The following is a 22,640-nucleotide window of genomic DNA, read 5'->3' on the forward strand; positions in this document are numbered from 1 at the left end:
AGACAGCACAGGCTGTATAAACAGTGGAGGCTGAACCATGGGCGCCGCGGACGGCGCCCCCGGGAGAGGACGTCGGAACGGGAGGGCTGATGGGCCTGGGACACGACCACGGGCACGGCGTCACCGCCGGAGCCGCCAACAGCAGGCGGCTGGCGGTGGTCCTGGGGATGATGCTCGCCGTCGCCGTGGTCCAGGTGGTCGGCGCCGCGCTCAGCGACAGCCTGGCCCTGCTCGCCGACGCCGGGCACACCGTCACCGACTCCTTCGGAGTGGCCCTGGCCCTGGTGGCCGTGTGGATCGCAGCCCGGCCCGCCACCAGCAGGCGCACCTTCGGCTACCAGCGCGCGGAGATCCTCGCCGCCGCCGTCAACGCGCTGGTGCTGTTCGTCCTGTGCGGGTTCATCGTGGTGGAGGCGGTCGAACGGCTCCGCGCGCCCGCCGACGTGTCCGGGCCGGGCATGATCGCAGTGGCCGCCTTCGGCCTGGTCATGAACATCGGCGCGCTGCTCGTCCTGCGCTCGGGCGCCCGCGCGAGCCTCAACGTCAAGGGCGCCTACCTGGAGGTCCTGAGCGACGCCCTGGCCTCGGTCGGGGTGATCGCGGGCGGTGTCGTCGTCTGGCTGACCGGGTGGGACCGGGTGGACACCCTCGTCTCACTGGGCATCGCGGCGATCATCGTGCCCCGCGCGTGGTCCCTCCTCCGCGAGGCCGTGCACATCCTCCTGGAGGCCACACCGCAGGGCATGGACCTGAGCGAGGTCCGCGACCACCTGCTCGGACACCCCGCAGTCCTGGACGTCCACGACCTGCACGCCTGGACCATCACCTCCGGCGTGCCCGTGATGTCGGCGCACGTGGTGGTCGCCGAGGAGCACCTGCGCGACAGCGGCCGCATGCTGGACGAACTCCACGAGTGCCTGACCGGTCACTTCGACGTCGAGCACTCCACCCTGCAGCTGGAGCCGCCCGGCCACGCCGACCACGAGGGCGCCCGCCACGCATGACCTGGGGCGGGGCGCACCCGGTCGGCGCGCCCGGGCCCGCGTCGGGGCGCCGCAGCGGGCCCGGGTGCGGGGCCGCGTCCCCGCTGGTGGAGACCGCCGCGGGCGCCACCGGCACACCCCCCGCGCGGTTACGATGCAGGACGGGCGGTCGGCGTGCCGCGATCGCAACCCTCCGGCACACTTCCCCGCGCCCAGGAACGTCTAAGGAGACACCGTGGCACCCTTCCCGACCCGCGGTCAGCGATGAGTGAGAACCGGCTGAGAACGGGGCTGCGCTCCCTGCGCAGACTGCGCGGCTCACTCCTGCCGCTCAGGGCGGCGAGGCTGTCGTACAAACTGCGCCGGGAACTGAGCACCACCCGCGAGGCCAGCACGTGGCGCCAGCCCGCGCGCGTGTTCCTCATGGCCTACGTGGTCGTGGACCTGATGGGCACGGCGCTGCTGATGACACCGCTGACCACGCCCGACCACCGGGGACTGGGGTTCGTCGAGGCCTTCTTCACCGCGACCTCGGCGCTCTCGGTGTGCGGGCTGAGCGTGGTCAGCATCGGCAACGACCTCAACGCCTTCGGTCAGGGGGTGGTCCTGGCGCTCATGCAGGTGGGCGGCATGGGCATCATGACCCTGGCCTCCCTGCTGGGCACCGCGATGATCCGCCGGTTCGGACTGCGCATGCAGCTGACCGTGCAGACCGAGACCCGGAGCATGTGGGTGGGAGACGTACGCGGCCTGGTCAGCCGGGTGGCCCTGATCTTCCTCATCTGTCAGGGACTGACGTTCCTGCTGATCACCCCGAGGTTGTGGCTGGGCTACGACATGACGCTCGGGGAGGCCGCCTACTCGGGCTTCTTCCACTCGGTCTCGGCCTTCAACAACGCCGGTCTCTCCCTGTACGGGGACAGCATGATGCGGTTCTCCGGCGACGCGTTCATCCTGGTGCCGGTCGCCCTGGCGGTGATCCTGGGCGGCATCGGCTTCCCCGTCCTGCTGGAGCTGCGGCGCGAACTGCGCACCCCGCGCCTGTGGAGCCTGCACACCAAGCTCACCGTCACCACCACCTCGATCCTCTTCGTGGGCGGGGCCCTGCTGGTCACCCTGATGGAGTGGCACAACCCCCAGACCCTCGGGCAGATGCACTGGTGGTCCCGGCTGGTCGACGGCTTCTTCCACGGCGTGATGCCGCGCAGCGGCGGCCTCAACTCCGTGGACACCGGGGAGATGGAGGACGCCACGCTGCTGGTGACGATCATGCTGATGTTCGTCGGCAACGGCAGCGCCGGAACGGCCGGGGGCATCAAGGTGGCCACCCTGGCGGTGATCTTCCTGGTGGTGGCGGCCGAGGTCCGCGGCAACGACAAGGTGCACGTCTACGGACGCCAGCTGTCGCCCGAGGTGATCCGGCAGTCGCTGAGCCTGGTGTTCCTGTCCGCGACGGTCGTGGCCTTCACCACCGTCCTGCTGGTGCGCACCACCCCGTTCGAACTGCTCCCGGTGATGTTCGAGGTGGTCTCGGCCGTCGGCGTGGTCGGCCTGTCCACGGGCATCACCGCGGAACTGGCGCCGTGGACCCAGTTCCTGCTGGCCCTGCTGATGGTGGCGGGCCGGATCGGCCCCATCACCTTCGTGACGGCGCTGGCCTTCCGCGACCACCGCCGGCGCTACGATCTCGCCGAGGCGCGGCCGATCATCGGCTGAGAGCACTCCGAGGGAAGGAAGGGACACCGTGCAGCAGCACAGGAGACTCACCGACAAGCGGGTCCTGGTCATCGGCCTGGGCCGGTTCGGCAGTTCGCTCGGCCTGGAGCTGGTCAGCCGGGGGTGGGAGGTGCTGGGCGTGGACTCCAGCCCGCGGCTGGTGCAGTCCTTCGCCGACGCGCTCACGCACACGGTGATCGCCGACGCCACCGACGAGGAGGCGCTGCGCCAGGTCGGCGCGGGCCAGTTCCACAGCGCGGTGGTGGCCATCGGCACCCACCTGGAGGAGAGCATCCTGGCCACCTCCCTGCTGGTGGACATGGGCGTGTCCAACATCTGGGCGAAGGCGACGAGCCGCCGCCACGGCCGCATCCTGGAACAGGTCGGGGCCACCCACGTGGTGCTGCCCGAGCACGACATGGGTGAGCGGGTGGCGCACCTGCTGTCGGGCAGGATGCTCGACTACGTGGAGCTGGAGGAGGGCTTCTCCCTGGGCAAGACCAAGGCGCCCAAGGAGCTCATCGGCAAGACGCTGCGCGAGACGCGGGTGCGCCAGCACTACGGGATCACGGTGGTGTCGGTGAAGCGGATGGGGGAGGAGTTCACCTACGCCACCCAGGAGACGGTGCTGAACAAGGGCGACGTGATCGTGGTCGCGGGGCGCACCGACGACGTGGAGCGCTTCTCCGAGTCCACCTGAGCCGGGGGGCCGCGCGGCTCCCCCGGTTCCGCGTCCGGCCGCCCGCTCCCCGTGCCCGCGGACGGCGGTTCCGGGGGCGCGTGAGCGGTCCGCTCCAAACAGACAAATTGACAACCGTTTTCATTCTCCCGACAATTGACCCATGCGAACTGGGACAACCGTGCGGGCCGCCGCCCTCGGCGCCGCGACACTTCTGACGATCACCGCCTGCGGAAGCGGCGGCGAGGGGGCGGACGACTCGGGTGTCTCACCCGCCGACGCGGACCTGACCGTGGTCACCGGCGTCTACCCCCTGGAGTGGCTGGCCGAGCGGATCGGCGGCGACCGGGTGGCGGTCGTCCAGCTCACCGAGCCCGGCACCGAACCCCACGACCTGGAGCTGACGGGCCGCCAGGTCGCCGAGGTCAGCGAGTCCGACGTCGCCTTCTACGTGGAGGGCCTCCAGCCCGCCGTGGACGAGGCGATCACGCAGGAGGCCGCCGAGAGCGCGTTCAACGTCGCCGACGTCGTGGAGCTGCACCCTGCGGGAGAGGGCGGCCACGACCACGCCGAAGGCGACGGGCACGCCGAGGAGGGGCACGGGCACGGCGAGGAGGAGCACGGCCACGACGAGGAGGGCCACGACCACGCAGAGGACGAGGCGCACGCGGAGGAGGAGGCCGCCGCCGAGGAGGGGCACGACCACGGCGAGTACGACCCCCACTTCTGGCTGGACGTGGACCTGATGGCCCAGACCGCCCAGGCGCTCGGCGACCGGATGGCCGAGGTCAATCCCGAGGGCGCCGAAGGCTACGCCCAGGGCGTGGAGGCCGTGACCGCCGAACTGGAGGCGATCGGCCAGGAGTACGAGGAGGGGCTGTCCTCCTGCGAGCACGACGAGGTGGTCGTGGGGCACACCGCCTTCACCTACCTGACCGAGGCCTACGGCCTGGAGCAGATCGGGGTCAGCGGGGTGGACCCCGAGACCGAGCCCTCCCCCTCGCAGATCGCGGCCATCACCGACGTCGTCAACGAGCGCGGCATCGAGACGATCTTCACCGAGCCGCTGATGCCCGCGGCGACCGCCGAGACCATCGCCGCCGAGACCGGCGCCCAGGTGGAGGTGCTCGACCCGCTGGAGGGCGTCACCGAGGACTCCCCCGGCGACGACTACCCGTCGATCATGCGGGGCAACCTGGAGGCGCTGACCACCGCGCTGTCCTGCTCCTGACTCCCGCCCCGTCCACCGCACCGGCCCCGTCGGCCCCGGGCACCCGCCCCGGCCGACGGGGCCGTCGCGTGCCCGCTCCCTCCCCGCACCGCCCTCCCGCCGGGCGGGGTGTCCGCGCATCCCGCGCCCCCGCGCCCCCACGGCCCGGAATGCCCGCGTGTTACCGATCCCCTGTTCCCCTGTCAGGGGGAGCCGCGCGTCCTAACCGCCTTTGCCTCCCGACCGAAACAGCCCCCGGGACACGTGGGCGCAACACACGGGCAGGCCATGGATTACATGGCGCTTACATACCACCAAACCCTCGGACAAGTGGCGGGGGTCACGCTATGCTTGTGAACGTGTCGGTGCCAATGCACGTGCATGTGGCAGTGCATAAGCACGGACGTTCCCCTCGACGAAAAAAGGAGCAGCATGACCGCACACAACGGCATCCCCGCGACCCAGCTCACCGAGGCCGCCTGGCAGAAGGCCCGGCGCAGCAACTCGCAGGGTGCCTGCGTCGAGATGGCCCGCCTCGGCGACGGCTCCATCGCCGTACGCAATTCTCGGTTCCCGTCCGGACCTGCGCTGGTCTACACCCAGGAGGAGATCGACTGCCTCATCCTGGGCGCCAAGGACGGGGACTTCGACAACCTGCTCAGCTAGGGCCTTTCGTCCCGTCGGGCGCGTTTCGCCCCGACGCACACAGGAGGGGTTACCGCTCGGCGGTGACCCCTTCCTCGGGCACCGCCCGATCGCCGCGCCCCGGCCGCTCCGCGACCGCGGGGCCGTCCGCGTGCGCGCACGTGCCCCGAAACCCGGAAAGGCCCGCCTCGGCGAGCCTCTCGTATCCCTGGGAGCGTGTTCGGGGTCCCTCCTCCCGTCCCACGCAGCTGCTCAGCCGGTTTCCTTGTCCAGGTCCTCCAACATCTGCTCCAGCAGTTCCAGCGTCTCGTCCGGCGTGGCCGCGGCGACGCTGAGCCGGGTCATGGCCTTGGTGTAGGCCTCCACCACCGGCCTGCGGTCGATGATCTCGCCGTCGGTGAGCTGCTCCAGGTAGACCATGTCCGCGAGCTCGAACTCCGAGTAGCGCAGGAGCGTGAACGACCCCGCCTCGGCCGCGTGCGCGCCCACCGCGAAGGGAACGATCTGGAGCGTGATGTTGTCGTACTCCTTGCTCAGCTGGATGAGCCACTCCAGCTGGCCGCGCATGATCTCGCGCCCGGCCTCCGGGCCGCCGATCGGTCTGCGGACCGCCGCCTCGTCGAGGATCACCCACATGCGCATGCTCGTATCGGTGCGCAGGCGCCGCTGTCTCTTGAGTCTGGCGTCGACGCGCTGCTCGGTGACCTCGTCGGTCTCCACGCCGCCGGAGATGACCGCCCGCGCGTACTCCTCGGTCTGGAGAAGACCCGGGACGAACTGGGACTCGTAGATGCGGATGTGGTCGGCGGCCTCCTCGAAGCCGACGTAGCGGATGAACCACTTGTGCAGTGACTCCCCGTACTCCTTCCACCAACCGGGCTTGTTGGATTCGCGCGCGACTTCGAGGATTTCCTTGATCCTCTTGCGGTCGGAGACCCCGTACATCTTGAGGAGGTCCTCGATATCGCGCAGCTTGAAACCGACCCGGCCGAGTTCCATACGGCTGATCTTCGACGCCGATGCCCGAATCTTGTTCCCGGCGTCCTCTCGGCTGATACCACGCGCTTCGCGAAGCTGGCGCAGCTCGTGCCCGATCAGCATGCGGCGCACAGTGGGGCCGCTCCCCTGGCGCAATCGAGCGATATCCACGTTCGCCGCCTCTCCCTCATTCCTCGCACAAGGGTATCCGTGTGAAGGGACACCTTTGCCGTGCGGACAAGACACTACAGGTACACGATAGAACGATAGAGCAGTGGTGCCTTCGCCTCGCTGGCGGATCCCCCGGCACCTCCGGGGAGGGCCCCGCCGCCGGGAGTGATCCGGCGCGGCGCCCGGCGGGAACCCCGGGACTCACACGAATTGCGCCCAAACGAACTTTCCACCGGGCGGCGTGGGAATCACACCCCACTCTCGCGCGAAAGCACTCACCAGGGCAAGCCCCCGGCCGCCCTCCAGGTCGAGATCGGTTTCCCTTCTCTCCGGCAGCCGGTCTCCGCCGTCACGAACCGCACAGATGAATTCACTGCCGCTGCGCATGAGCGAGAGCTGAATACCGCCCTCGCTCTGCCCTGTCAAGGGCAGAGGGCCACCGTGCCGGAGCGCATTGGTGACCAATTCCGAAACGACCACCGCGACATCGCTGGACAAGTAGTGCATCTCCCATTCGTGGAGAAGCGCCTCGGAAATCTCGCGCGCCGCCCCCACCGAGTGGGGGCGCGGCTCGAAGCTCCACGTGACGGCGTCGTGGCGGTCCCCGCAGACGGGGGTGTTCCAGCGGCGGGAACTGTGCGTCAGGACCCTGAGCCACCAGCCACCAGCCGGGTCGGCCACCGCCTCAGCGCACTCCATGCCTTCCACTCCTCCCTGACGCACCGCTGCGTGGGCGTCGGTGACACGGCCGGGGCGGGCCGTGTCGGCGTGCAGGTCGGGCGCGTGCCGCTGCACGACTCGAATGCACGTGCATCTTCGTCTTGCAGGCAATCGTAGGCCAAGCCCCGACGATGTGCAGGCAAACAGGGAGACGACTTCGGCCGACCCGTGAAGCGGGTAGTCGCGGATCCGCCCGCCTGAGGGCGGGCCGGCCCCGGACGCACCCCGTACACCTACCGACCGGTTGGCATGTGGGTAGGATCTCCTCGCGCCCACCACGCGAACTCTTGGAGGTAATCCCATGTCACCAACGCCCCGTGTGGCCATTGTGACCGGTGCGGCCCGTGGGATCGGTGCCGCCGTCGCTGAGCGCCTGGCGCGCGAGGGCCGCTCCGTCGCAGTGCTGGACCTGGGGGAGTCCGACGCCCAGGAGGTCGTCGACCGCGTCAACGCCGCGGGCGGCACCGCCCTGGCCGTGGGCTGTGACGTGTCCGACCCCGACCAGGTGACCGCCGCCGTCGACACCGTGGCCGAGCGCCTGGGTCCGCCCGCGATCCTGGTGAACAACGCGGGCGTCCTGCGCGACAACCTGCTGTTCAAGATGTCCGTGGAGGACTGGGACACCGTGATGAACGTGCACCTGCGGGGCTCGTTCCTGATGAGCAAGGCCGCCCAGGCCCACATGACCTCGGGCGGCTGGGGCCGGATCGTCAACCTGTCCAGCTCCTCCGCGCTGGGCAACCGGGGCCAGGCCAACTACTCGGCGGCCAAGGCCGGGCTCCAGGGCTTCACCAAGACCCTGGCGATCGAGCTGGGCAAGTTCGGCGTGACCTGCAACGCTGTCGCGCCCGGCTTCATCGAGACCGCCATGACCAGGGCGACCGCGGAGCGCATCGGCGTCGAGTACGAGGACATGAAGGCCTTCAAGGAGGCCGAGATCCCGGTGCGCCGGGTGGGCGTGCCCGAGGACATCGCCAACGCCGTCGCCTTCCTCACCGGCGAGGAGGCCGGGTTCGTCTCGGGCCAGGTCCTCTACGTCGCCGGCGGGCCGCTGTAGCACTAAGTACTAACCTACGCGACCCGTGAACGCAAAACGGAGGGCCCCGCTTGTGACGCTGGCGGGGCCCTCCGGGCGTTGGTGCTCGCGTGAACGGCTACACGTCCCGCTTCCACGGCTCTGGCAACGGCCCGCCGCTCCGGAGGGCCTCGTCCAGGGATTCCCACCAGCGCGCGGCGTCCACGAGGACCCTCCGCGCGGCCGTCACTCCGACACGTTCTCTGAGAGTTTCCGACAGAGCGCCGTAACACGCAGCGACACACACCCAGGCGGGCAAGGCCCCGGGAGCCACACGCCATGACACGGGAGCGGGGCCGCCTCGGCGCATGTGTGCGTCCAGTTCACCGAACAACCGGTCACACTGCCGGAGCCGGACGGGCGCATGTGCCGGATGTCCAGGGTTGGCCAGAACGGTGGAGAGTTCGCGGACGAGGGCATCAACGCCGGGGCCCTCGTACGCACGATTGCGCGTGCCCACGTCACGCGCGGTCCCGCGTGCATGCTCCGGCATGCTGTCCTCGTTCCACGGGTCGTTAAGCGCGTTGGCGTGCGGACCCGTGTGTCCCGGTGGAAGCACACACGGCAGACGACGGCGTCCGATAGCCGGACCGTGTTCCCAACCGGGGCGGCGTGCGGCACACGGCCCTACGGCGTTGCCATCGGCGTCACGGTGAATATCCGCGTGGTGCGCACGGTTGACGCATGCGTCTACAGAGCAGGGAATGAATACGGGGGTGCTCACGCGGTCACCTTCGCCATGCGGGTCGCGCGCGTCGCGTCCTGGCTTGCCTCGTGTGCGCAGTAGTACCCGCGCACCATCGCGGCCGGAGGCTGGACGCCTTCCGGGTCCACCACGGGGACGTAGTCCGTCGGGGCCGGGCGGAGCGCCACGGACAGGACCTTGTCCAGAGAACGACGCGGGGCCGGAACGCGGGACGTCCGGCCCGCTTCCAGGGGGGCCGCTCCGCACGGAGACGGATACACGTAACCCGGTCCGGCCGGACAAGCGGGAACAGGGTCGGCCGCGTAACGGCGGACGCGGTTCGCGCGTCGGGCCCGCGCCTCCGCCTGGAGTTCGCGGAGGAAGTCACCGGGGCCCGCGTGGAGTCCCCGGGCCGGGCGGAGCAACCGAACGAGGGTTGCGAGCACGGAAAGTAGGGTGTGCATGTTGACGCTCCTGTAAGCGTTGACCATGGCCCCGGGGGTGTTACCAGCACCCGCCGGGGCTCTGCCGTTTCGGCACCCGTGACGCTACCGCAACCGTTCAGACCTGTCTACAGAGTTCAGAGCTACCCACCGTGACACCATTGGGCACATGACCACACCGCTTCCTGACGGGTACGGACCGAACAGCCGTATCAAGGAGGGCCCGGAACCGAAGTACGTGCAACTTGCGGCCATCCTTGCGGCCAGGATCGACCGTGGAGACTTCCCGGAGGACACTCCGCTTCCATCTGTGGCGAAGCTGCAAACCGCATACGGCGTTTCGCGGGGGACTGCGCAACGGGCGGTCTCCGTGCTCGCAGAACACGGACGGGTCCGCGTGTCCAACGGCAAGGGAGCGTGGCCGGTCCATACGTAAAGCGGCCCCGGAAACGCGCCCGTGTCAGCGTTCCCGGGGCCGTGTGCGCTCCGCCGGAAGCGGACGGCGGAGCGCGTGGGGCCCGTTCTCTCTCCGGGCCCCTGGAAGGGTCTAGGACAGCCACGAACCTAGACCCGCGTGGCTTGTTGGTGCCGGGCCCGCTACGGGGAAGTGCAGCGGGACCGGCGTCCGCGCACACGAGGGCATCCCGACGCGTGCGCGGAGGTCTCTAGTCGCGGCGGGGGTCTCCCTTTTGCGGCTGTGTCTTCTCCTTGCCGCCGTCCGCGCCGCGAACCGGTCCTGTCCGTTCCTGGCCCTTCTTCTCCATGGCGGCGGCTATGGCGGCCAAAGCGGCGGCTTTTTCTTCTTCAGTGGCCACAGGTCGTCCTTCCGTGTGTGGGTATCCCGGCGGAGGTCCCGCCGGAAGCCGTGCGGCTACGCGTCCGGCTCGTCCTCGTCCTGGACGTCGTCCACGGGGCGGAAGTGCTTGCGCCACGGGTCCGGAAGCGGCCGACCCGCCATAAGCCACTCATGGAGTTGGTCGAAAGCCGCGTCCGTCTCCACGAGGTTCCGGCGGAGTGCCTTGTAATCCTCGTCCGCTGTCGCAAGCGCGGCCCGGAGCTGTGCCTTGGTCGCGCGGGACGGCGGAGCGGCCCAAGCCCCCGCGTCGGGCCGCTCCCGGAGGTTCCCCGACACCGCGTCAAAGAGGTAATCCGCGAACCCTTCCGGGTCCCGTGTCGGGTCGGGGACCTCGTCCTCCGCCGGGTCGTATGCCGTCATGACGTCCTTTCCTGTCTGATTGATAGCGGCCAGCGGTGGACCCGGCGGTCCCGTTGGGGAAGCCTGGACGGCTCCGGCGTCCGGGGCCGCGTCGCCTCCGCCTCGTGGAGCACAGCGGGCACGTCCGCGCTGTCGTCCTGTGGATTGCCCTTGGGACACGCCGTGTGTGCCTTGTGGCCGCTCGTCTCCGTGTGCGCGCACGCGGGACACGTCCAGGCGGTCATGTCTCGTCCTCCGCCAACGTCTCCGCCACCGTGCGGGCCACGGACCATTCCATGCCGTGCCAGTGCAGCGGGACGAGCGTGTTCCCGCGCTCCGCCGGGATTTGGCGGAACCACTGGCGGCCCACGAGGATCACGGTCACGGAGCGGTCCCCGGACGAGGCCGTGACGTATCCCGGGAGCGGTCCGGCCTCCGCCTGGACGCCGTGCGTCGTACGGAGGAAGTCCACGAGGTCCGACAGTGGGCTTTCCACGCCGGTTCTCTGGTCAAGTGGGGTGAACGAGCACGACATAGGGGGCCTTCCGCGCGGGACTCACTTCTGAATGCCTGTGTCCAGCGTTTCGCCACAAGAGATTCCACGGAGTAGCCCAGGTGTGAGCCCTGCTGTGGGCCAGTGGTTCACAATGGCGGCATGGCCCCCAAACCGTTCCGTCTGGTGCTCCGTGAACTCCGGTCCGCGCGTGGTTGGTCGCAAGCGCGGTTGGCGGAAGCGCTGTGTGACGTGTCGGGACGTCCAACGGTGACCCGACACGATGTGTCGCGGTGGGAGCGGGGGAAGCGTGTCCCGCGTGCGTGGCTTCCCTACCTCGCGGAGGTTCTGGACGTCTCCCGGGAGACGTTGGAACGGGCTACGGTCACGGAGCCGGAGCCCTTTCCGGTTGCGGAAACGCTGGCGTCTCTCTTGCCTCCGGGGGAGGCTGTCGCGCCGCTACAGGCCCGAGCAGGCCGGAGGGTGGGGCAGACGACGGCGGATGATCTGGCGACCCGTGCGCACGGTCTGCGGCTTGCCGACGACGTTCTAGCCGGAGGCGATTTGATCGGTCCGGCCTTCCGGGAACTGGACGCGGCCGTTCGCGTCCTCCGGGAATCGACGCACACGGACGAGGTCCGGCGGGAACTACTCCGGGCGGTTGGTGAACTCGCGCAGATAGCCGGATGGATTGCCAGCGACGCGGCGGACTCCCGGGCGGAGGGGGCCTATCGGCTTGGGCTGGACGCGGCACGGGAAGCCGGGGACGGCCCGTTGGCCGCGCAGCTTGCCGGGTCTCTCGGCTACCACTTGGTGAACAACGGACGTGTTGCCGATGGGGCCGCGCTGTCGGTCGCGGCCGTGGCGGAGGCGGGACCGGACGCTCCCGGGAAGACGCGGGCACTGTTCCATGACCGGGCCGCGTGGGCCCATACACAAGCCGGGGACGCGCAAGCCGCTATGCGGTCGTTGGGGGCCGCCCACGAGGCACTAGCGGAGGACAGCGGGGACACTCCGGAGTGGGCTTACTGGGTGAACGAGGCGGAACTAGAGGTCATGGATTCCCGCGTCTACACGGAACTCCGCCGTCCCCTGCGCGCGGTTCCCCTGCTCTCTCGTGTCCTCCGTGAATACCCGGCCACGTCCACAAGAGAGCGGGCTTTGTATGAATCGTGGCTTGCCGTGGCCTACGCGGACGCGAACGAACCAGAAGAGGCCGCACGCGTCGCGGCCCGCGTGATCGAACTATCCGGAGACGTGGCATCCGCGCGGACATCGGACCGGGTCCGTGTCGTGCTGTCGCGACTTGCCGACTTCCCAGACGTCCCGGAGGTCCGGGAAGTGCTGGACAGCGTCGGTCCGGCTTGAACAGCGCTAAACAATTACCAAGCATGAAGAAATGGGCTTTCGGGGTGCCCCGGCGTGCCAAATAAGGCGAAGTTCACGAAACTTAAACAACATCCAAAACATTGAAACACTAAGAATATTCGTGACTTTAGATCATTTCGGAGGAAATCTGCTCCAGGAATCCTCCAGCCGCCTACCGTCTTCCGTTACAGCCCTCGCCCGAACATGAAAAATTGGCCACTCTGGATCACCCATCAGCAACCGAACCATATCACCAAACAATTTGAGATTCACCAACCAAGAATCACCCCGACGAGAAGGAATCTCTCGTTTGACTGGACGCGGGAACCATGGATGCTCGCAATCAGAAAGAAAGTGCGGCACATAGCGATCAAAGTCGCCATCCTGGGCAATATCAATACTAACTTGCTCTACAAAAATTGAACGCGATGTTGGATTTGCCACCTTGATAACGAGAGCCGGGTTCAAGTCTCCTTGAACCACCTGCCAACCCTTAATCGCCTGCCCAAATGGAACTCCCTTCCAATCCCCATGTCGCGAAAGATGCCCCCCAAGCAAATCAATCTTCGGCGACTCTTCACCCCCGACAACCAAAGTATCGATCTTGTGCGCCTGAACGACGGTTCCGCTGTTCACGTCCCTCACGTAGTTACCCATGGAGACAGCATAGCAATGATTTCATCAGGCCATCTAAATACGCGCATAGGACACGACAAGAGATGCTTTCAGGGCAAAACTATTGAAAGTAGATAAGGGAACATGAAAGGGCAAATCAACACCATTCCTCGTGCGCGCCCGCGTTGCACGCGCATACGCCCGCATGTTCGCGCTAGTCACGCACCTAAGTAAAAACCTCAGACCCGTACGGCGACAGGATCGCTATCCCCCGCCGGAGCATAGCCCCCGAGGTTTGGGGGTCCTCCCCACCCTGACCAGGGGAAACGTCGCTGATCATCCGCGCGGGTGTCGCTCCGGTTCACGTGCTCGTTTCTCTCGCCGTGCGTTCGCGTAACTCATATCAGACAAGAGAGCTCCAGGACCAAATAAGAAAATACCTAGGAGAATATCCCTGGACTGATGCAGAACTGTTCGCGAACGACTAGGCGGACATGGCAACCTTGAAAGCCATAAAGCGACGATCGTCCATCTTTCCCGCGCCAACAAAAGTCCCCATGAGAGAGACATCCGCGCGGACGGAAATGTCGAAATCGCGGAGATAGCGGAGCGCGTAGCCGTTGTGAGCGCGCGTCTCCGCGAACCCGGCTCCCTCCGGAGGGAGCGGTGCGCGGCACGCTAGCGTGAAAGCCTCACGAGTGAAAGCCACAGCCCCATCCGTGTAAGGAGAGACGCGGACAGAGAAACCCATAAGCCTGGTGAGCTCTCCGCCCCTAAGGGCCTCGTCCGCCCCGGCGGATGCTACATCCTGGAGAGCGGGAAGGTTAAGAAAAGCCTCCAGCATCTCCGGGCCGATCACCAGAATACGACCATTCATCGGAAGCTCACGACGCGTGAATTCCGCCGCTGCCCTAGCAATCGCGGAAAGCGGGGCATCCGGGTTAATGGTGTTGGTGTTCGCCGCGTCGTTGACCTGAGCGTTCATCACGCCCGCGATAGCCTTTTCGCAGTACTTCGCAACGCCCGCCGCCTGAGGCTGGAGAACCTGAGCACCAAAATTCACGATGTCTAGGGAAAGTTCCTTGTCCGAGAGCTTGACGGCGGAATATGCCTCGTCTGTAAGAGTAACGGGCACGGCTCCCTCCGCGATGTCAGAGAACACCGTGGCCTGTCCGGCCCCGTTCTGAGCGTCGATCACGTTAGGCACGCGCACGCGGACGGTGTCCCCGACTCCGCCGGTGAATCCCGCCTCCGCGTCACGGTAAACGAGATTACCGAGAACGCTTTCGGTTTCGACCAGACCGAGCGACGCGTTAATAACGTCGGACACCTGGATAGTGTGAGCCATATATGTACTCCAGAAATAGAAAAAGCGCCACGGGTGCGCCGTGCGCTGGAAGCTAGAAAAGGGTCGGCTTACTTGCCGTTTTTGGCCTTCATGATCGCGGAGACGAGGACACGGGGATCTTCTTTCATCTGCCGTTCCATGAACCGCTTGTTAAGTGCGGTGGCGACGCGCTTAAGTTCGGAGATATCCCCGTCCGTTGCCAGCTTTTCCAGCTCCGACGGAAGCGTGTTGAGCTCTTTGTCAATTGCGGTCGTCACGTGGCCGGGCTGGCCAAAGGAAGCGAACATTAGCGGTCCCCGGTGGGAACATAGGCGTCCCGGTGCTCCGGGTACAGGGCCGCGAACGCGTCACGGGTAGCGATGAACACAGCGGTGTTCTTCGGGTCCCGTCGGTGGGCGGTGGCGTGAACGGCATAAGTGAGCGCATCCAGGACGCGCGTGTACTGCTCAAAAGACATGAATCGCTCCATGGATCACCTAGGTTGCCGGGCGGAAAGTTGCCCGACGGAGTTGTGTGTCCCGGTGATTGCGGACGAGACGGCCCGTAGCCTCCGCCGAAGCTCCGGACCGTTCACGGGGCCGCTCCGGAGGACGAGGCGGGCGGCGTCCGGGGTGGCTCCACGCAAAAGCGCTCAAATGGACGCAGGCGGCTTAGAATCGCGCGACCCTTCCCCCAAGTCGAAGCCGGAGGCAAAAGGTCACTAGCGTCCATTGTGAAGCTGTACAGAGAGCACAGGGGCTAACCATGCCCCTACGCGTGCGGGCATGGGCCACGCTCGGCGTCTCCGGGGCGTCACACGGAGGGCCCGGCTCGTGGTCGTTCTCGGGACGAGGGCAGAGCGGTCCGCGTGGACGCCCCCGGGGCCGTGCTGGACGGGACGCGGGACGAGGTTCGCGGAGAGCGGGCCGCGTCGGTGACGAAGTGACGTTTTGAAGGATGTTTCTTGTTTCCTATAGAAAACTCTTAAGGAATACCGAAACGACGTCTAAAACGTCACTTCGTCACCCTGGACGTCAGGAGGGCCCGGAGGGCGGACTACTCCGCCGCCTCCTCCGCGTGGAACACTTCCGGCTCCACGGCCGCCGGAGCGGAGGTTTCGGCTTCCTTCCGGACCCGCTCCGGCGGACGCTCCGGGGCCACTCCACGGCATGGATAGGGACGGCCCGGACATGACAAGGGCCCCCGCCCCCGTGACGCGGAGGGGAACGAGGGCCCGGAGAGGACGAGGGGCGTTAGGACGTGGCTTGGTACAACGCTTCCGCCTCCGCGTCCGCTACCGGGTCGCGGTTGGTAGCCACGTCGAAACTCAGCAGCGACTCATCTAGCCGCGTCACGCGGCCGGTACGCGTCTTGCCTTCCGCCGGAGCCTTGCGCTGAACAACGATGCGCACGCCCGCGTCTTGCATCATGCGCCGCTTGCCCATGTCGTCGGCGTTGTGCCACATAGCGGCGTACTTCTCCCCCGTCGGTATCTGCTCTTCGTAGGGCTCCGTAACGGGCGTGGCTTCCAGCGTGGCCGCGCGCGCTTCCAGGGCGTCCACGCGCTCTTGCCACACGGCTTGTGTGGTCCGCGTCTTGGCCTCCGTAAGCCGCGCGATCATGACGCGGAGCTCTCGCGTGACCTCGTCCATCTCCGGCCCCGGGTCGTACCCGCCGTGCGAGACGACGCGGACGACGTCCATACGGCCGAACCGCTTCAAGAACTCGCGTTCGGCGTAGTCCTCCAGCCAATCCGCGCGGATGGAGACGGGCCGCGCGCACTTGACGCCAGCGGAAGCCTTCCGGCACATGTACCGCCGTGCGGCTTTCTTGGTGGGCTTGGTGGGGTACAGCTTCCCGCCACAGCCTCCGCAGAACCCAACGTTGAGCATCCGACTTCCGGAGTCCTTCCGGGGCCGCTTGTCCGCGTTGGGATTCTCCATCTCGTCCAGGATCACGCCGACAGCGTCGAACTCCTCTCGGGTGAAGATCTCCGGCCCAACGATGACCGGTTCCCCTCGTTCGTCGCGGACGATAGTCCCGCCGTGGACGGCGTATCCGAGCAACGCGGGGTTACGCATGATCTTCTTGAACGCGAATCCCGTCCAGTTCCCCGCCTTGTCCGTGCTCGTCCCGGCCTTCAATGCGAAGTGCCGCGTAGCGTTGGGGATGGCCATGCCGTTTAGGTGCTCCGCGATCGGGTGGGGCCGCATACCCGCGTGTAGAAGCTTCTGACCGTAGCGGAGGACCTGGACGGCGTCGGCGTCTTCACCCAACACGACGCCGGGCCCGTCCGGGTTCGGGATGGGCTGCGTCCCGTACGGCGGTTGTCCTCCGCCCCAACGGCCCGTTCGGCGGAGCTGTGCACGGGAACCGGTAACGCGCTCCCGGATGGCTTGCGCTTCCATCTGTGCGGCGAACGCCATGAGAATCGCCATGAGTTCCCCGGTAGCGGAACCCATGTCGAGTTCCAGGCGGCCCCCGGTCGGGCCCTCCGCGAACACGAGCCGCTTGTTGTGCTCCCGTGCCCAGTGGCCCAACGCGGACATGTCCGCCATGGACCGAACCGCGCGGTCCATGCGCCACCAGATGAGGACGTCGAACTCGTCCGGCTTGTTCAGCCACTCGGCGAGTTGGGGCCGCTCCCACGGCGTCGTCTTGGACGCGGACACGTCCAGGTCCACCGGATAGCCGACGACACGGGCCCCTAGGTCCCGCGCGGCCTCGTTCCCCGCGTCCGTCTGCCGTTCGGGGGACGTGGACGTGTCGGTGAAGTCGCTCAACCGCACGGCGACAACCGCTCTTAGCTGGCCCAATGCAACCGCTCCCATGGTTCGGAGGCTACCGGCCCGCTTAGTTGGTACATAGTGCACCATCGGCGGCCCGCTGGACTAGCTGACCGAAAAGCCGCCGTGCGCCCCGCCCGGAGCCCTCCGGGCGGGGCGCGCGTGTGCGCGGGCCGGGGTCCGGGCCGTTCACCCGTCCGGGTCCCCGGCGGCGCGGGCCTCCTCCATCGCCGCCGTGACCGTGGTCGCCAGTTCCTCCACCAGGGCGACGCCGGTGGTGTAGTCGGGGCTGCCGTCGGTCAGGACCGCGATCAGGTACTCGCGGCCGGGTCCGGCCACGTAGCCGACGCTGTTGACGTTCCACAGGCCGCCGTTGGCCTCGCGCGGGGTCCACCCGTTCTTGAGGCCGACGGTGTCGTCGGGGCCGGCGCTCGCCGAGATCCCCCAGGACTGCTCGGCGGCGACGGACTCCATCAGTCCGCGCGCGTAGGCCCGGTCCTCCTCCGCCAGCGGGCTCCCGTCGCAGTACAGGGCCCGCAGCAGCCGCACCTGGTCGGCGGCGGTGGTCATGGTGGCGCCCCACCTGCCGCCGGGGTGGGGTTCGGTGTTGGTGAAGCCCAGGGTCTCGGAGCCCTCGACGAAGCCGTCGGTGAACCCGATCCGCGAGTACAGGCCGTCGGTGACCTCGTTGTCGCTGTGGCGGATCATGGCCGAGACCTGCGAGCGCTCGGCTCCGGTGAGGTCGCGGCCCTCCCCCTCCGCGCGCAGCAGCAGCATGGTGAGGATGGTCAGCTTGGCCACGCTCGCGGTGGGGAACCGCCGGTTGGCGCCGTGGCTGAAGGTGGCCCCGGTGCGCAGGTCCTGCACGGCGACCGCGAAGTCGGCCGGGTGCTCCTCCCCGATCGCCTCCACGCGCGCGGTGAGTTCCCCGCGCTGGGCGGGGGTGAGCCCCTGCCCTCCGGTGGCGGGCGCGCCGACGGGCGCGAAGGGCACCAGGGGGAACGCGTCCTCGGAGACCAGGGACCGGAACAGCGCGGGGTCCGGGCGGGGCGGCGCGGCCCCGGAGGCCGAGGTGGCGCCGGGCAGGGTGAAGGCCATGATCACCGCGAGGACGGCCGCCACGACGGCGACGGACCGGGCTCGGGTGTCGGCGGGGGGATGCCGGGGCACGCTATCACCGGTTCGCTGACACGCGGATGGGCTGGGATACCGCCATTATCCAGTGAAATGTCGCGAATACGAACATCTCGATACCGAATCGGTACCCGGTTCCCTCTTTTCGTCCGTCCCGGCGGGCGAATCCTCAGCGGCGGGTGTCCTCGTCGATACCGCGGGCCACCAGGGCCTCCCCCGTCGCGTCGGCCATCCGCAGCAGCTGGACGATGACCGGGACCACGAGCAGGTGGGGACGGCCGGACAGGCCCCGCGCGCGGTAGGCCTCGCGCGCGGCCTGCCAGGCGGAGGCGGCCATCGGGATGGAGCGGACGGTGAGCGCCAGGACGAGGGCGACGCGGTCGGGGTTGACGCCGACGCGCCTGAGCGGGCGGGCCGTGCGCTCGAAGAGGTCGAGCATCGCGCGCACGCGGGTGGTGAGCGTGACGAGGTTGGCGGACAGGACGAGCGCGGCCAGCTGCGCGCACAGGCGCAGGGCCGTCTGCCAGTCCGCGAACAGGACCTGGAACAGGCCGATGGCCAGCAGGAACGGCGACAGCGCGCGCAGCGCGGACCAGGCCCGCCCCAGCGGGAGACCGGCCAGCGGGTGCAGCGCGAGCGCGGCGGCCAGGGCGCCGACGGCGACCCGGGGGTCGGCCCAGACGACGAGGCCGACACCGGCCAGCAGCAGCGCGAGGAGCTTGGCCCCGGCCGGGATCCGGTACAGGAACCCGGTGCCGGGGACGTAGAGGCCGACCGTGCTCACCGCTCGTCCATGAGCTTGGTGTAGTGGCGCACGGCGTCGCCGGGAACGCCGTCGAAGACCACCCGCCCCGCGTCCATGACCAGCACCCGGTCGAAGCCGTCGAGCAGGTCGAGGTCGTGGGTGAACAGGACGACCTGCTGGTCCAGGCCGTCCAGGGTCCTGTGCACCATGCGGGTGTTGCGCAGGTCGAGCAGGGTGGTGGGCTCGTCGCAGACCAGCACCTCGGGCTCGGTGACCAGTACCGAGGCCAGGGCCAGGAGCTGCTTCTGCCCGCCCGAGAGCAGGTGGCCGGGGTGGTCGCGGTGGCCGTCGAGCCCGTAGCGGACCAGGGCCGCCTCCACCCGGCGGGCGGTCTCCTCGCGGCCCAGCTTCAGGGAGCGCAGGCCGATCTCCACGTCCTCGGCGACGGTGGGCATGATGATCTGGTTGGCGGCGTCGGAGAAGACGAAGCCGACACGGCGCCGGATCCGCTTGGCGTGGCGCCGGGTGTCCCACTCCCCCAGCGTCACACGGCCCTCGTCGGGGACGACGAGGCCGTTGAGGGTGCGGGCGAGCGTGGACTTGCCCGATCCGTTCGCCCCGATCACGCCGATGCGGTGTTCGGCGAGGTCGAGGGTGACGTCGCGCAGCACGGCGCGGTCGTCGTAGGAGTGGGAGACGCCCTCCAGGCGCAGCATCAGGATTCCCCGCGGCCGGTGGCGGTCTCCGGGACGGGGCGGCCCGCGGGCGGGATCGGGTAGGCGCGGTAGACGGCGCTGGCGATGAGCGCGGTGACCACGGCCTTGGCCAGGTCGCCCGGCAGGAAGGCCACCATGGAGTAGGCGGCGGCCAGGACCCCGTCGCCCATGACGACGGCCATCCAGGGGACGCCGATGGCGTAGATGACGAGGATGCCGCCGACGACGTTGATCCCCAGGCCCGCCCAGAACCGGTAGCGGCCCCGGGTGCCGCGGACCATGAGGTCGGTGAGCAGGCCGATGACCAGCGCGGCGAAGACCCAGCTGACGATGAACCCGGCCGAGGGCCGGGCCAGGACCCCGACGCCGCCCATGCCGCCCGCGAAGAGCGGGAGTCCGGCCAGGCCGAGCACGATGAAGGCCGCCACGGCGAGGGGGCCGCGCTTCCAGCCCAGGAGGCTGGGGGCGAGCATGATGCCCAGGGTCTGGAGGGTGATGGGCACCGGCGAGAACGGCAGCGGGATGGCGACCGTGACGCTGAGGGCGGCGATGAGCCCGGCGAACACGGCGATGAGCGCGAGGTCGCGGGCGGTCAGGCCCCTGTGACGGATGTCGGTCCTGGTCGTGGGCATGGGCGTTTCCCTCGGGAGGTCGTGGAGGCGGATCTTTGCCCATTGTCCGTTATGGCGGTGACCAGGACGAAGGCCGGGGCGCACAGTTCTGCGGGCCCCGGCCTTGTAGGGGGTCGCCTGAGACGCGTGTCACAGGGCGGGGCTCCCCCGCCCCGCGGACCCGTGCGGCCTCCCCGGAGGGATCGGGCCCGGGCGACCGGTGTCCCCTACCGGTAGCCCGGGGCCGGGTCGTCGGGGTCGTCCGTCTCGTCCGGACGGCCGGGCTCGTCCGGATCAGTGGGCTCGTCCGGGTCGGTCGGCTCATCCGGGTCCGTCGGCTCGTCCGGATCGGTCGGCTCGTCCGGATCGGTCGGCTCATCCGGGTCCGTCGGCTCGTCCGGATCGGTCGGCTCGTCCGGATCGGTCGGCTCATCCGGGTCCGTCGGCTCATCCGGGTCCGTCGGCTCGTCCGGATCGGTCGGCTCACCCGCGTCACACGTGGTCAGCTCGGCGTCGAACGGGTGGTAGTGCAGTTCGAAGGGCCGGATGACACGCGTGTCGCGCTGGCTCTCACGCGGGCCGCCCAAGTCCTGGGTGAACTCGCGGGCGACCACCGTCCCCTCGATGTTGGCCGAGGAGTAGTGGTTGACCGCGGCGTTCGGGGCGTAGACGGTGCCCTCGATGGTGTCGGTGCCCACGGGGATGGTGACCGTCCGGGCGTCGGAGAAGTTCCACAGGGTGTAGGGGGCCGTGGAGGAACTCAACCCGGCGCCGGTGGGGCCCTCCCAGGTGAAGTCGCCGCCGACGCCCGAGGTGTCGACGTTGATGATCAGCGGGGTGTCCTGGTTGGGCTGGTCGTCGAAGGTCAGCTGGGAGAGCGAGTTCAGTTCCTCGGCGGTGATGTTGAGGACGTTCTGCTCTCCGGGTGTGAGGCTGACGTGCAGGTCCGCCCCCTCGGGGATGGCGTCCGGGTCGATCGGGTCGCCGTTGGGGGTGGTCAGCGTGGCCGTGGTGGAGCAGAGCGCGAACCCGGACGAGTAGGAGCGGAAGGCGGAGAAGGCCTCCTCGAAGTCGATCAGGTCCGGGTGCGGTCCCACCGAGTCGGCGGGCTGCATGGTGCTGAGCTGGACCCGCGGATAGCCCTCGTAACCGGCGCCCTGGGGGACGATGCGGGTGTTGGCCGAGGCGTTGTTGAGGTCGGTGGTGAAGACGTCGGCGTCGTCGAGGTCGCCGATCTTGACGTAGGCGCCCGTGGGGATGCTGAGCACGCCCTGCGGGTCGCTGTCGTCGAAGTCCACCTCCCCCTGGACCAGCAGCGCCACGGGGTTGCTCTCCCCAGTGTCGGTGAAGGTGCCGTCGTTGTGGATGCGCACCCGGTAGTCGCGGCCGAAGGACAGGTCGCCGCCGACCGCGATCGGGCCCTCGGACTCGGTTCCGGCCAGGTAGGTGTCGCCCTCGGAGATGGCGTTGAAGCCGAGCGCGGGGGCGACGGGGTTGACCGTGACCGCCGCGGCGGCGGGGGCCGGGGCCCACCAGCCCCGGAACCCCGGCGCGGCCGACATGGTGCCCGCGGCCAGGGCCAGGGTGGCGGCCGTGACCAGGAAGGTCCGGCCCGCTCCCCTGGCGGCCGACCGGCGTGCGTACTTTGCGTCATAAATCATGCACACATTGTGACCATGCCATGACCTGGAAGTGGGAAGGCACGACGGGGGCGAGGGGGAAAACGTCAGCGTTTCCCCATCGGCGGGTACGGGGCCGGTCCGCTCCTGGGGCCCAGCCGTGGGAACGAAGGGGCCGACCGACCCACGCGGGAACCCGGCGACTACTCGCCCGGGCCGTCTCCGCGCAGGGCGGAGAGGAGGACGCCCCGTGCGGCGGACGGGAAGGACAGGTGTCCGAGGGGGCGGTCCCGGGCGTCGCGGACGTGGGACCCGGCAGGCGAACGCGAGTCCCAGCCGCCGGCTCGGCCAGACGCCCAGGCTGAGCGGTCATCACACCCCGGGCTCCCACGGGGCGCCGCAGAACGCTCTCATGGAGAACTGACCACATCAATGGCGGCCGTTCCCGCTCCGACATCCGCTGACGGGAGACACGGGTGTCGAGCAGGCGCTCCACCCGACCGGCTTCCCGAATACCCGCCGACCAAGCCACGCGAAAAACTTCCGCATACCTCCGTTTAGGTCATCCAAAATTAGAGCAACCCTGACCTGCAGGGCCACGAAAAATAAGCAAAAAACACTAAGCCCACCACCTGCAACCACCGAAAAAACAGCAGGCCATAAAGGGCGCTGACCGGAAACGCGAATCAAAAAAAACCGGCTTGTTCCCAGGCAATCCCGTCACTA

The 22,640-nt window shown here is 68.4% G+C and carries 23 protein-coding genes and 1 pseudogene; 8 read left to right on the forward strand and 16 right to left on the reverse strand.

Translation table 11 applies throughout. The features are described from left to right. Positions 1–89: 89 nt before the first annotated feature. From KGD83_RS23135 to KGD83_RS23155, 5 genes are all read left to right on the forward strand, one after another. Positions 90–1,004, forward strand: a complete 915-nt coding sequence (locus KGD83_RS23135; RefSeq protein WP_212641157.1) for a cation diffusion facilitator family transporter — start codon at positions 90–92, stop codon at positions 1,002–1,004. 243 nt (positions 1,005–1,247) lie between these two features. Further along, positions 1,248–2,699 (forward strand): TrkH family potassium uptake protein, encoded by a 1,452-nt coding sequence (locus tag KGD83_RS23140; protein ID WP_212641158.1) that lies wholly within the window; start codon positions 1,248–1,250, stop codon positions 2,697–2,699. A gap of 28 nt (positions 2,700–2,727) precedes the next feature. Next, entirely contained in the window at positions 2,728–3,399 is a 672-nt protein-coding gene (locus KGD83_RS23145) for a potassium channel family protein (RefSeq protein ID WP_013151577.1), read from the forward strand. Between the two features lie 142 nt (positions 3,400–3,541). Continuing rightward, on the forward strand, positions 3,542–4,609 hold the full coding sequence (locus KGD83_RS23150) for a metal ABC transporter substrate-binding protein (RefSeq protein WP_249352006.1): 1,068 nt from the start codon (positions 3,542–3,544) through the stop codon (positions 4,607–4,609). A gap of 411 nt (positions 4,610–5,020) precedes the next feature. After that, positions 5,021–5,254, forward strand: coding sequence for a DUF397 domain-containing protein (locus tag KGD83_RS23155; protein WP_013151575.1), 234 nt, complete (start codon positions 5,021–5,023; stop codon positions 5,252–5,254). 231 nt (positions 5,255–5,485) lie between these two features. Here the strand turns inward: KGD83_RS23155 and KGD83_RS23160 are convergent, their stop codons facing one another. Together KGD83_RS23160 and KGD83_RS23165 are read right to left on the reverse strand one after the other, a co-directional pair. Then, positions 5,486–6,334, reverse strand: coding sequence for a helix-turn-helix domain-containing protein (locus KGD83_RS23160; RefSeq protein ID WP_212641159.1), 849 nt, complete (start codon positions 6,332–6,334; stop codon positions 5,486–5,488). A gap of 249 nt (positions 6,335–6,583) precedes the next feature. After that, positions 6,584–7,081 (reverse strand): ATP-binding protein, encoded by a 498-nt coding sequence (locus KGD83_RS23165; protein WP_212644570.1) that lies wholly within the window; start codon positions 7,079–7,081, stop codon positions 6,584–6,586. Between the two features lie 340 nt (positions 7,082–7,421). Here KGD83_RS23165 and fabG point away from each other — a divergent pair, with 340 nt between their 5' ends. Continuing rightward, a complete protein-coding gene (fabG, locus tag KGD83_RS23170) occupies positions 7,422–8,159 on the forward strand; it encodes a 3-oxoacyl-ACP reductase FabG (RefSeq protein WP_212641160.1) in 738 nt (245 codons plus the stop codon). Between the two features lie 738 nt (positions 8,160–8,897). Here the strand turns inward: fabG and KGD83_RS23175 are convergent. After that, positions 8,898–9,050: a hypothetical protein gene (locus KGD83_RS23175; RefSeq protein ID WP_165435999.1), complete on the reverse strand. Its 153-nt coding sequence runs from the start codon at positions 9,048–9,050 to the stop codon at positions 8,898–8,900. Between the two features lie 424 nt (positions 9,051–9,474). Here KGD83_RS23175 and KGD83_RS23180 point away from each other — a divergent pair, with 424 nt between their 5' ends. Continuing rightward, positions 9,475–9,741 (forward strand): GntR family transcriptional regulator, encoded by a 267-nt coding sequence (locus tag KGD83_RS23180; protein ID WP_013151570.1) that lies wholly within the window; start codon positions 9,475–9,477, stop codon positions 9,739–9,741. Positions 9,742–9,970: 229 nt separating this feature from the next. On the opposite strand, the gene KGD83_RS23185 is transcribed toward KGD83_RS23180, so the two are convergent. From KGD83_RS23185 to KGD83_RS23195, 3 genes are all read right to left on the reverse strand, one after another. Beyond that, on the reverse strand, positions 9,971–10,120 hold the full coding sequence (locus tag KGD83_RS23185; protein WP_156095246.1) for a hypothetical protein: 150 nt from the start codon (positions 10,118–10,120) through the stop codon (positions 9,971–9,973). Positions 10,121–10,176: 56 nt separating this feature from the next. Beyond that, positions 10,177–10,521, reverse strand: coding sequence for a hypothetical protein (locus tag KGD83_RS23190; protein WP_013151569.1), 345 nt, complete (start codon positions 10,519–10,521; stop codon positions 10,177–10,179). A 220-nt stretch (positions 10,522–10,741) separates the two neighbouring features. Beyond that, positions 10,742–10,996, reverse strand: coding sequence for a hypothetical protein (locus tag KGD83_RS23195; protein ID WP_126625042.1), 255 nt, complete (start codon positions 10,994–10,996; stop codon positions 10,742–10,744). Positions 10,997–11,155: 159 nt separating this feature from the next. On the opposite strand from KGD83_RS23195, the gene KGD83_RS23200 reads away from it, so the two are divergent. Continuing rightward, the gene (locus KGD83_RS23200; protein ID WP_013151566.1) at positions 11,156–12,361 is read left to right on the forward strand and encodes a helix-turn-helix domain-containing protein; all 1,206 of its coding nucleotides are present in this window, start codon (positions 11,156–11,158) and stop codon (positions 12,359–12,361) included. 132 nt (positions 12,362–12,493) lie between these two features. Here the strand turns inward: KGD83_RS23200 and KGD83_RS23205 are convergent, their stop codons facing one another. The 10 genes and pseudogenes from KGD83_RS23205 to KGD83_RS28845 form a co-directional block, all read right to left on the reverse strand. After that, complete coding sequence (locus KGD83_RS23205) at positions 12,494–13,018, reverse strand: hypothetical protein (protein ID WP_212641161.1); 525 nt, start codon at positions 13,016–13,018, stop codon at positions 12,494–12,496. A 442-nt stretch (positions 13,019–13,460) separates the two neighbouring features. Continuing rightward, positions 13,461–14,306: a P22 phage major capsid protein family protein gene (locus KGD83_RS23210; RefSeq protein ID WP_212641162.1), complete on the reverse strand. Its 846-nt coding sequence runs from the start codon at positions 14,304–14,306 to the stop codon at positions 13,461–13,463. Between the two features lie 86 nt (positions 14,307–14,392). Next, a complete protein-coding gene (locus KGD83_RS23215) occupies positions 14,393–14,611 on the reverse strand; it encodes a hypothetical protein (protein WP_013151564.1) in 219 nt (72 codons plus the stop codon). 945 nt (positions 14,612–15,556) lie between these two features. Beyond that, entirely contained in the window at positions 15,557–17,134 is a 1,578-nt protein-coding gene (locus KGD83_RS23220; protein ID WP_165435997.1) for a recombinase family protein, read from the reverse strand. 144 nt (positions 17,135–17,278) lie between these two features. Beyond that, positions 17,279–18,259: a serine hydrolase gene (locus KGD83_RS23225; protein WP_212641163.1), complete on the reverse strand. Its 981-nt coding sequence runs from the start codon at positions 18,257–18,259 to the stop codon at positions 17,279–17,281. A 133-nt stretch (positions 18,260–18,392) separates the two neighbouring features. Further along, a complete protein-coding gene (locus tag KGD83_RS23230) occupies positions 18,393–19,007 on the reverse strand; it encodes an energy-coupling factor transporter transmembrane component T family protein (RefSeq protein ID WP_212641164.1) in 615 nt (204 codons plus the stop codon). Beyond that, on the reverse strand, positions 19,004–19,684 hold the full coding sequence (locus KGD83_RS23235; protein ID WP_212641165.1) for an energy-coupling factor ABC transporter ATP-binding protein: 681 nt from the start codon (positions 19,682–19,684) through the stop codon (positions 19,004–19,006). The genes KGD83_RS23230 and KGD83_RS23235 overlap by 4 nt, the downstream gene beginning before the upstream one ends. Then, on the reverse strand, positions 19,684–20,316 hold the full coding sequence (locus tag KGD83_RS23240) for a biotin transporter BioY (RefSeq protein ID WP_212641166.1): 633 nt from the start codon (positions 20,314–20,316) through the stop codon (positions 19,684–19,686). The genes KGD83_RS23235 and KGD83_RS23240 overlap by 1 nt, the downstream gene beginning before the upstream one ends. 206 nt (positions 20,317–20,522) lie before the next feature. Further along, a complete protein-coding gene (locus KGD83_RS23245) occupies positions 20,523–21,956 on the reverse strand; it encodes a choice-of-anchor A family protein (protein WP_212641167.1) in 1,434 nt (477 codons plus the stop codon). Next, positions 21,946–22,452: pseudogene (locus KGD83_RS28845) on the reverse strand (Scr1 family TA system antitoxin-like transcriptional regulator); the annotation flags it as partial. The gene KGD83_RS23245 and the pseudogene KGD83_RS28845, both read right to left, overlap by 11 nt. Between the last annotated feature and the right edge of the window lie 188 nt (positions 22,453–22,640).

The organism is Nocardiopsis akebiae (assembly GCF_018316795.1).
Taxonomy (GTDB): domain Bacteria; phylum Actinomycetota; class Actinomycetes; order Streptosporangiales; family Streptosporangiaceae; genus Nocardiopsis; species Nocardiopsis dassonvillei.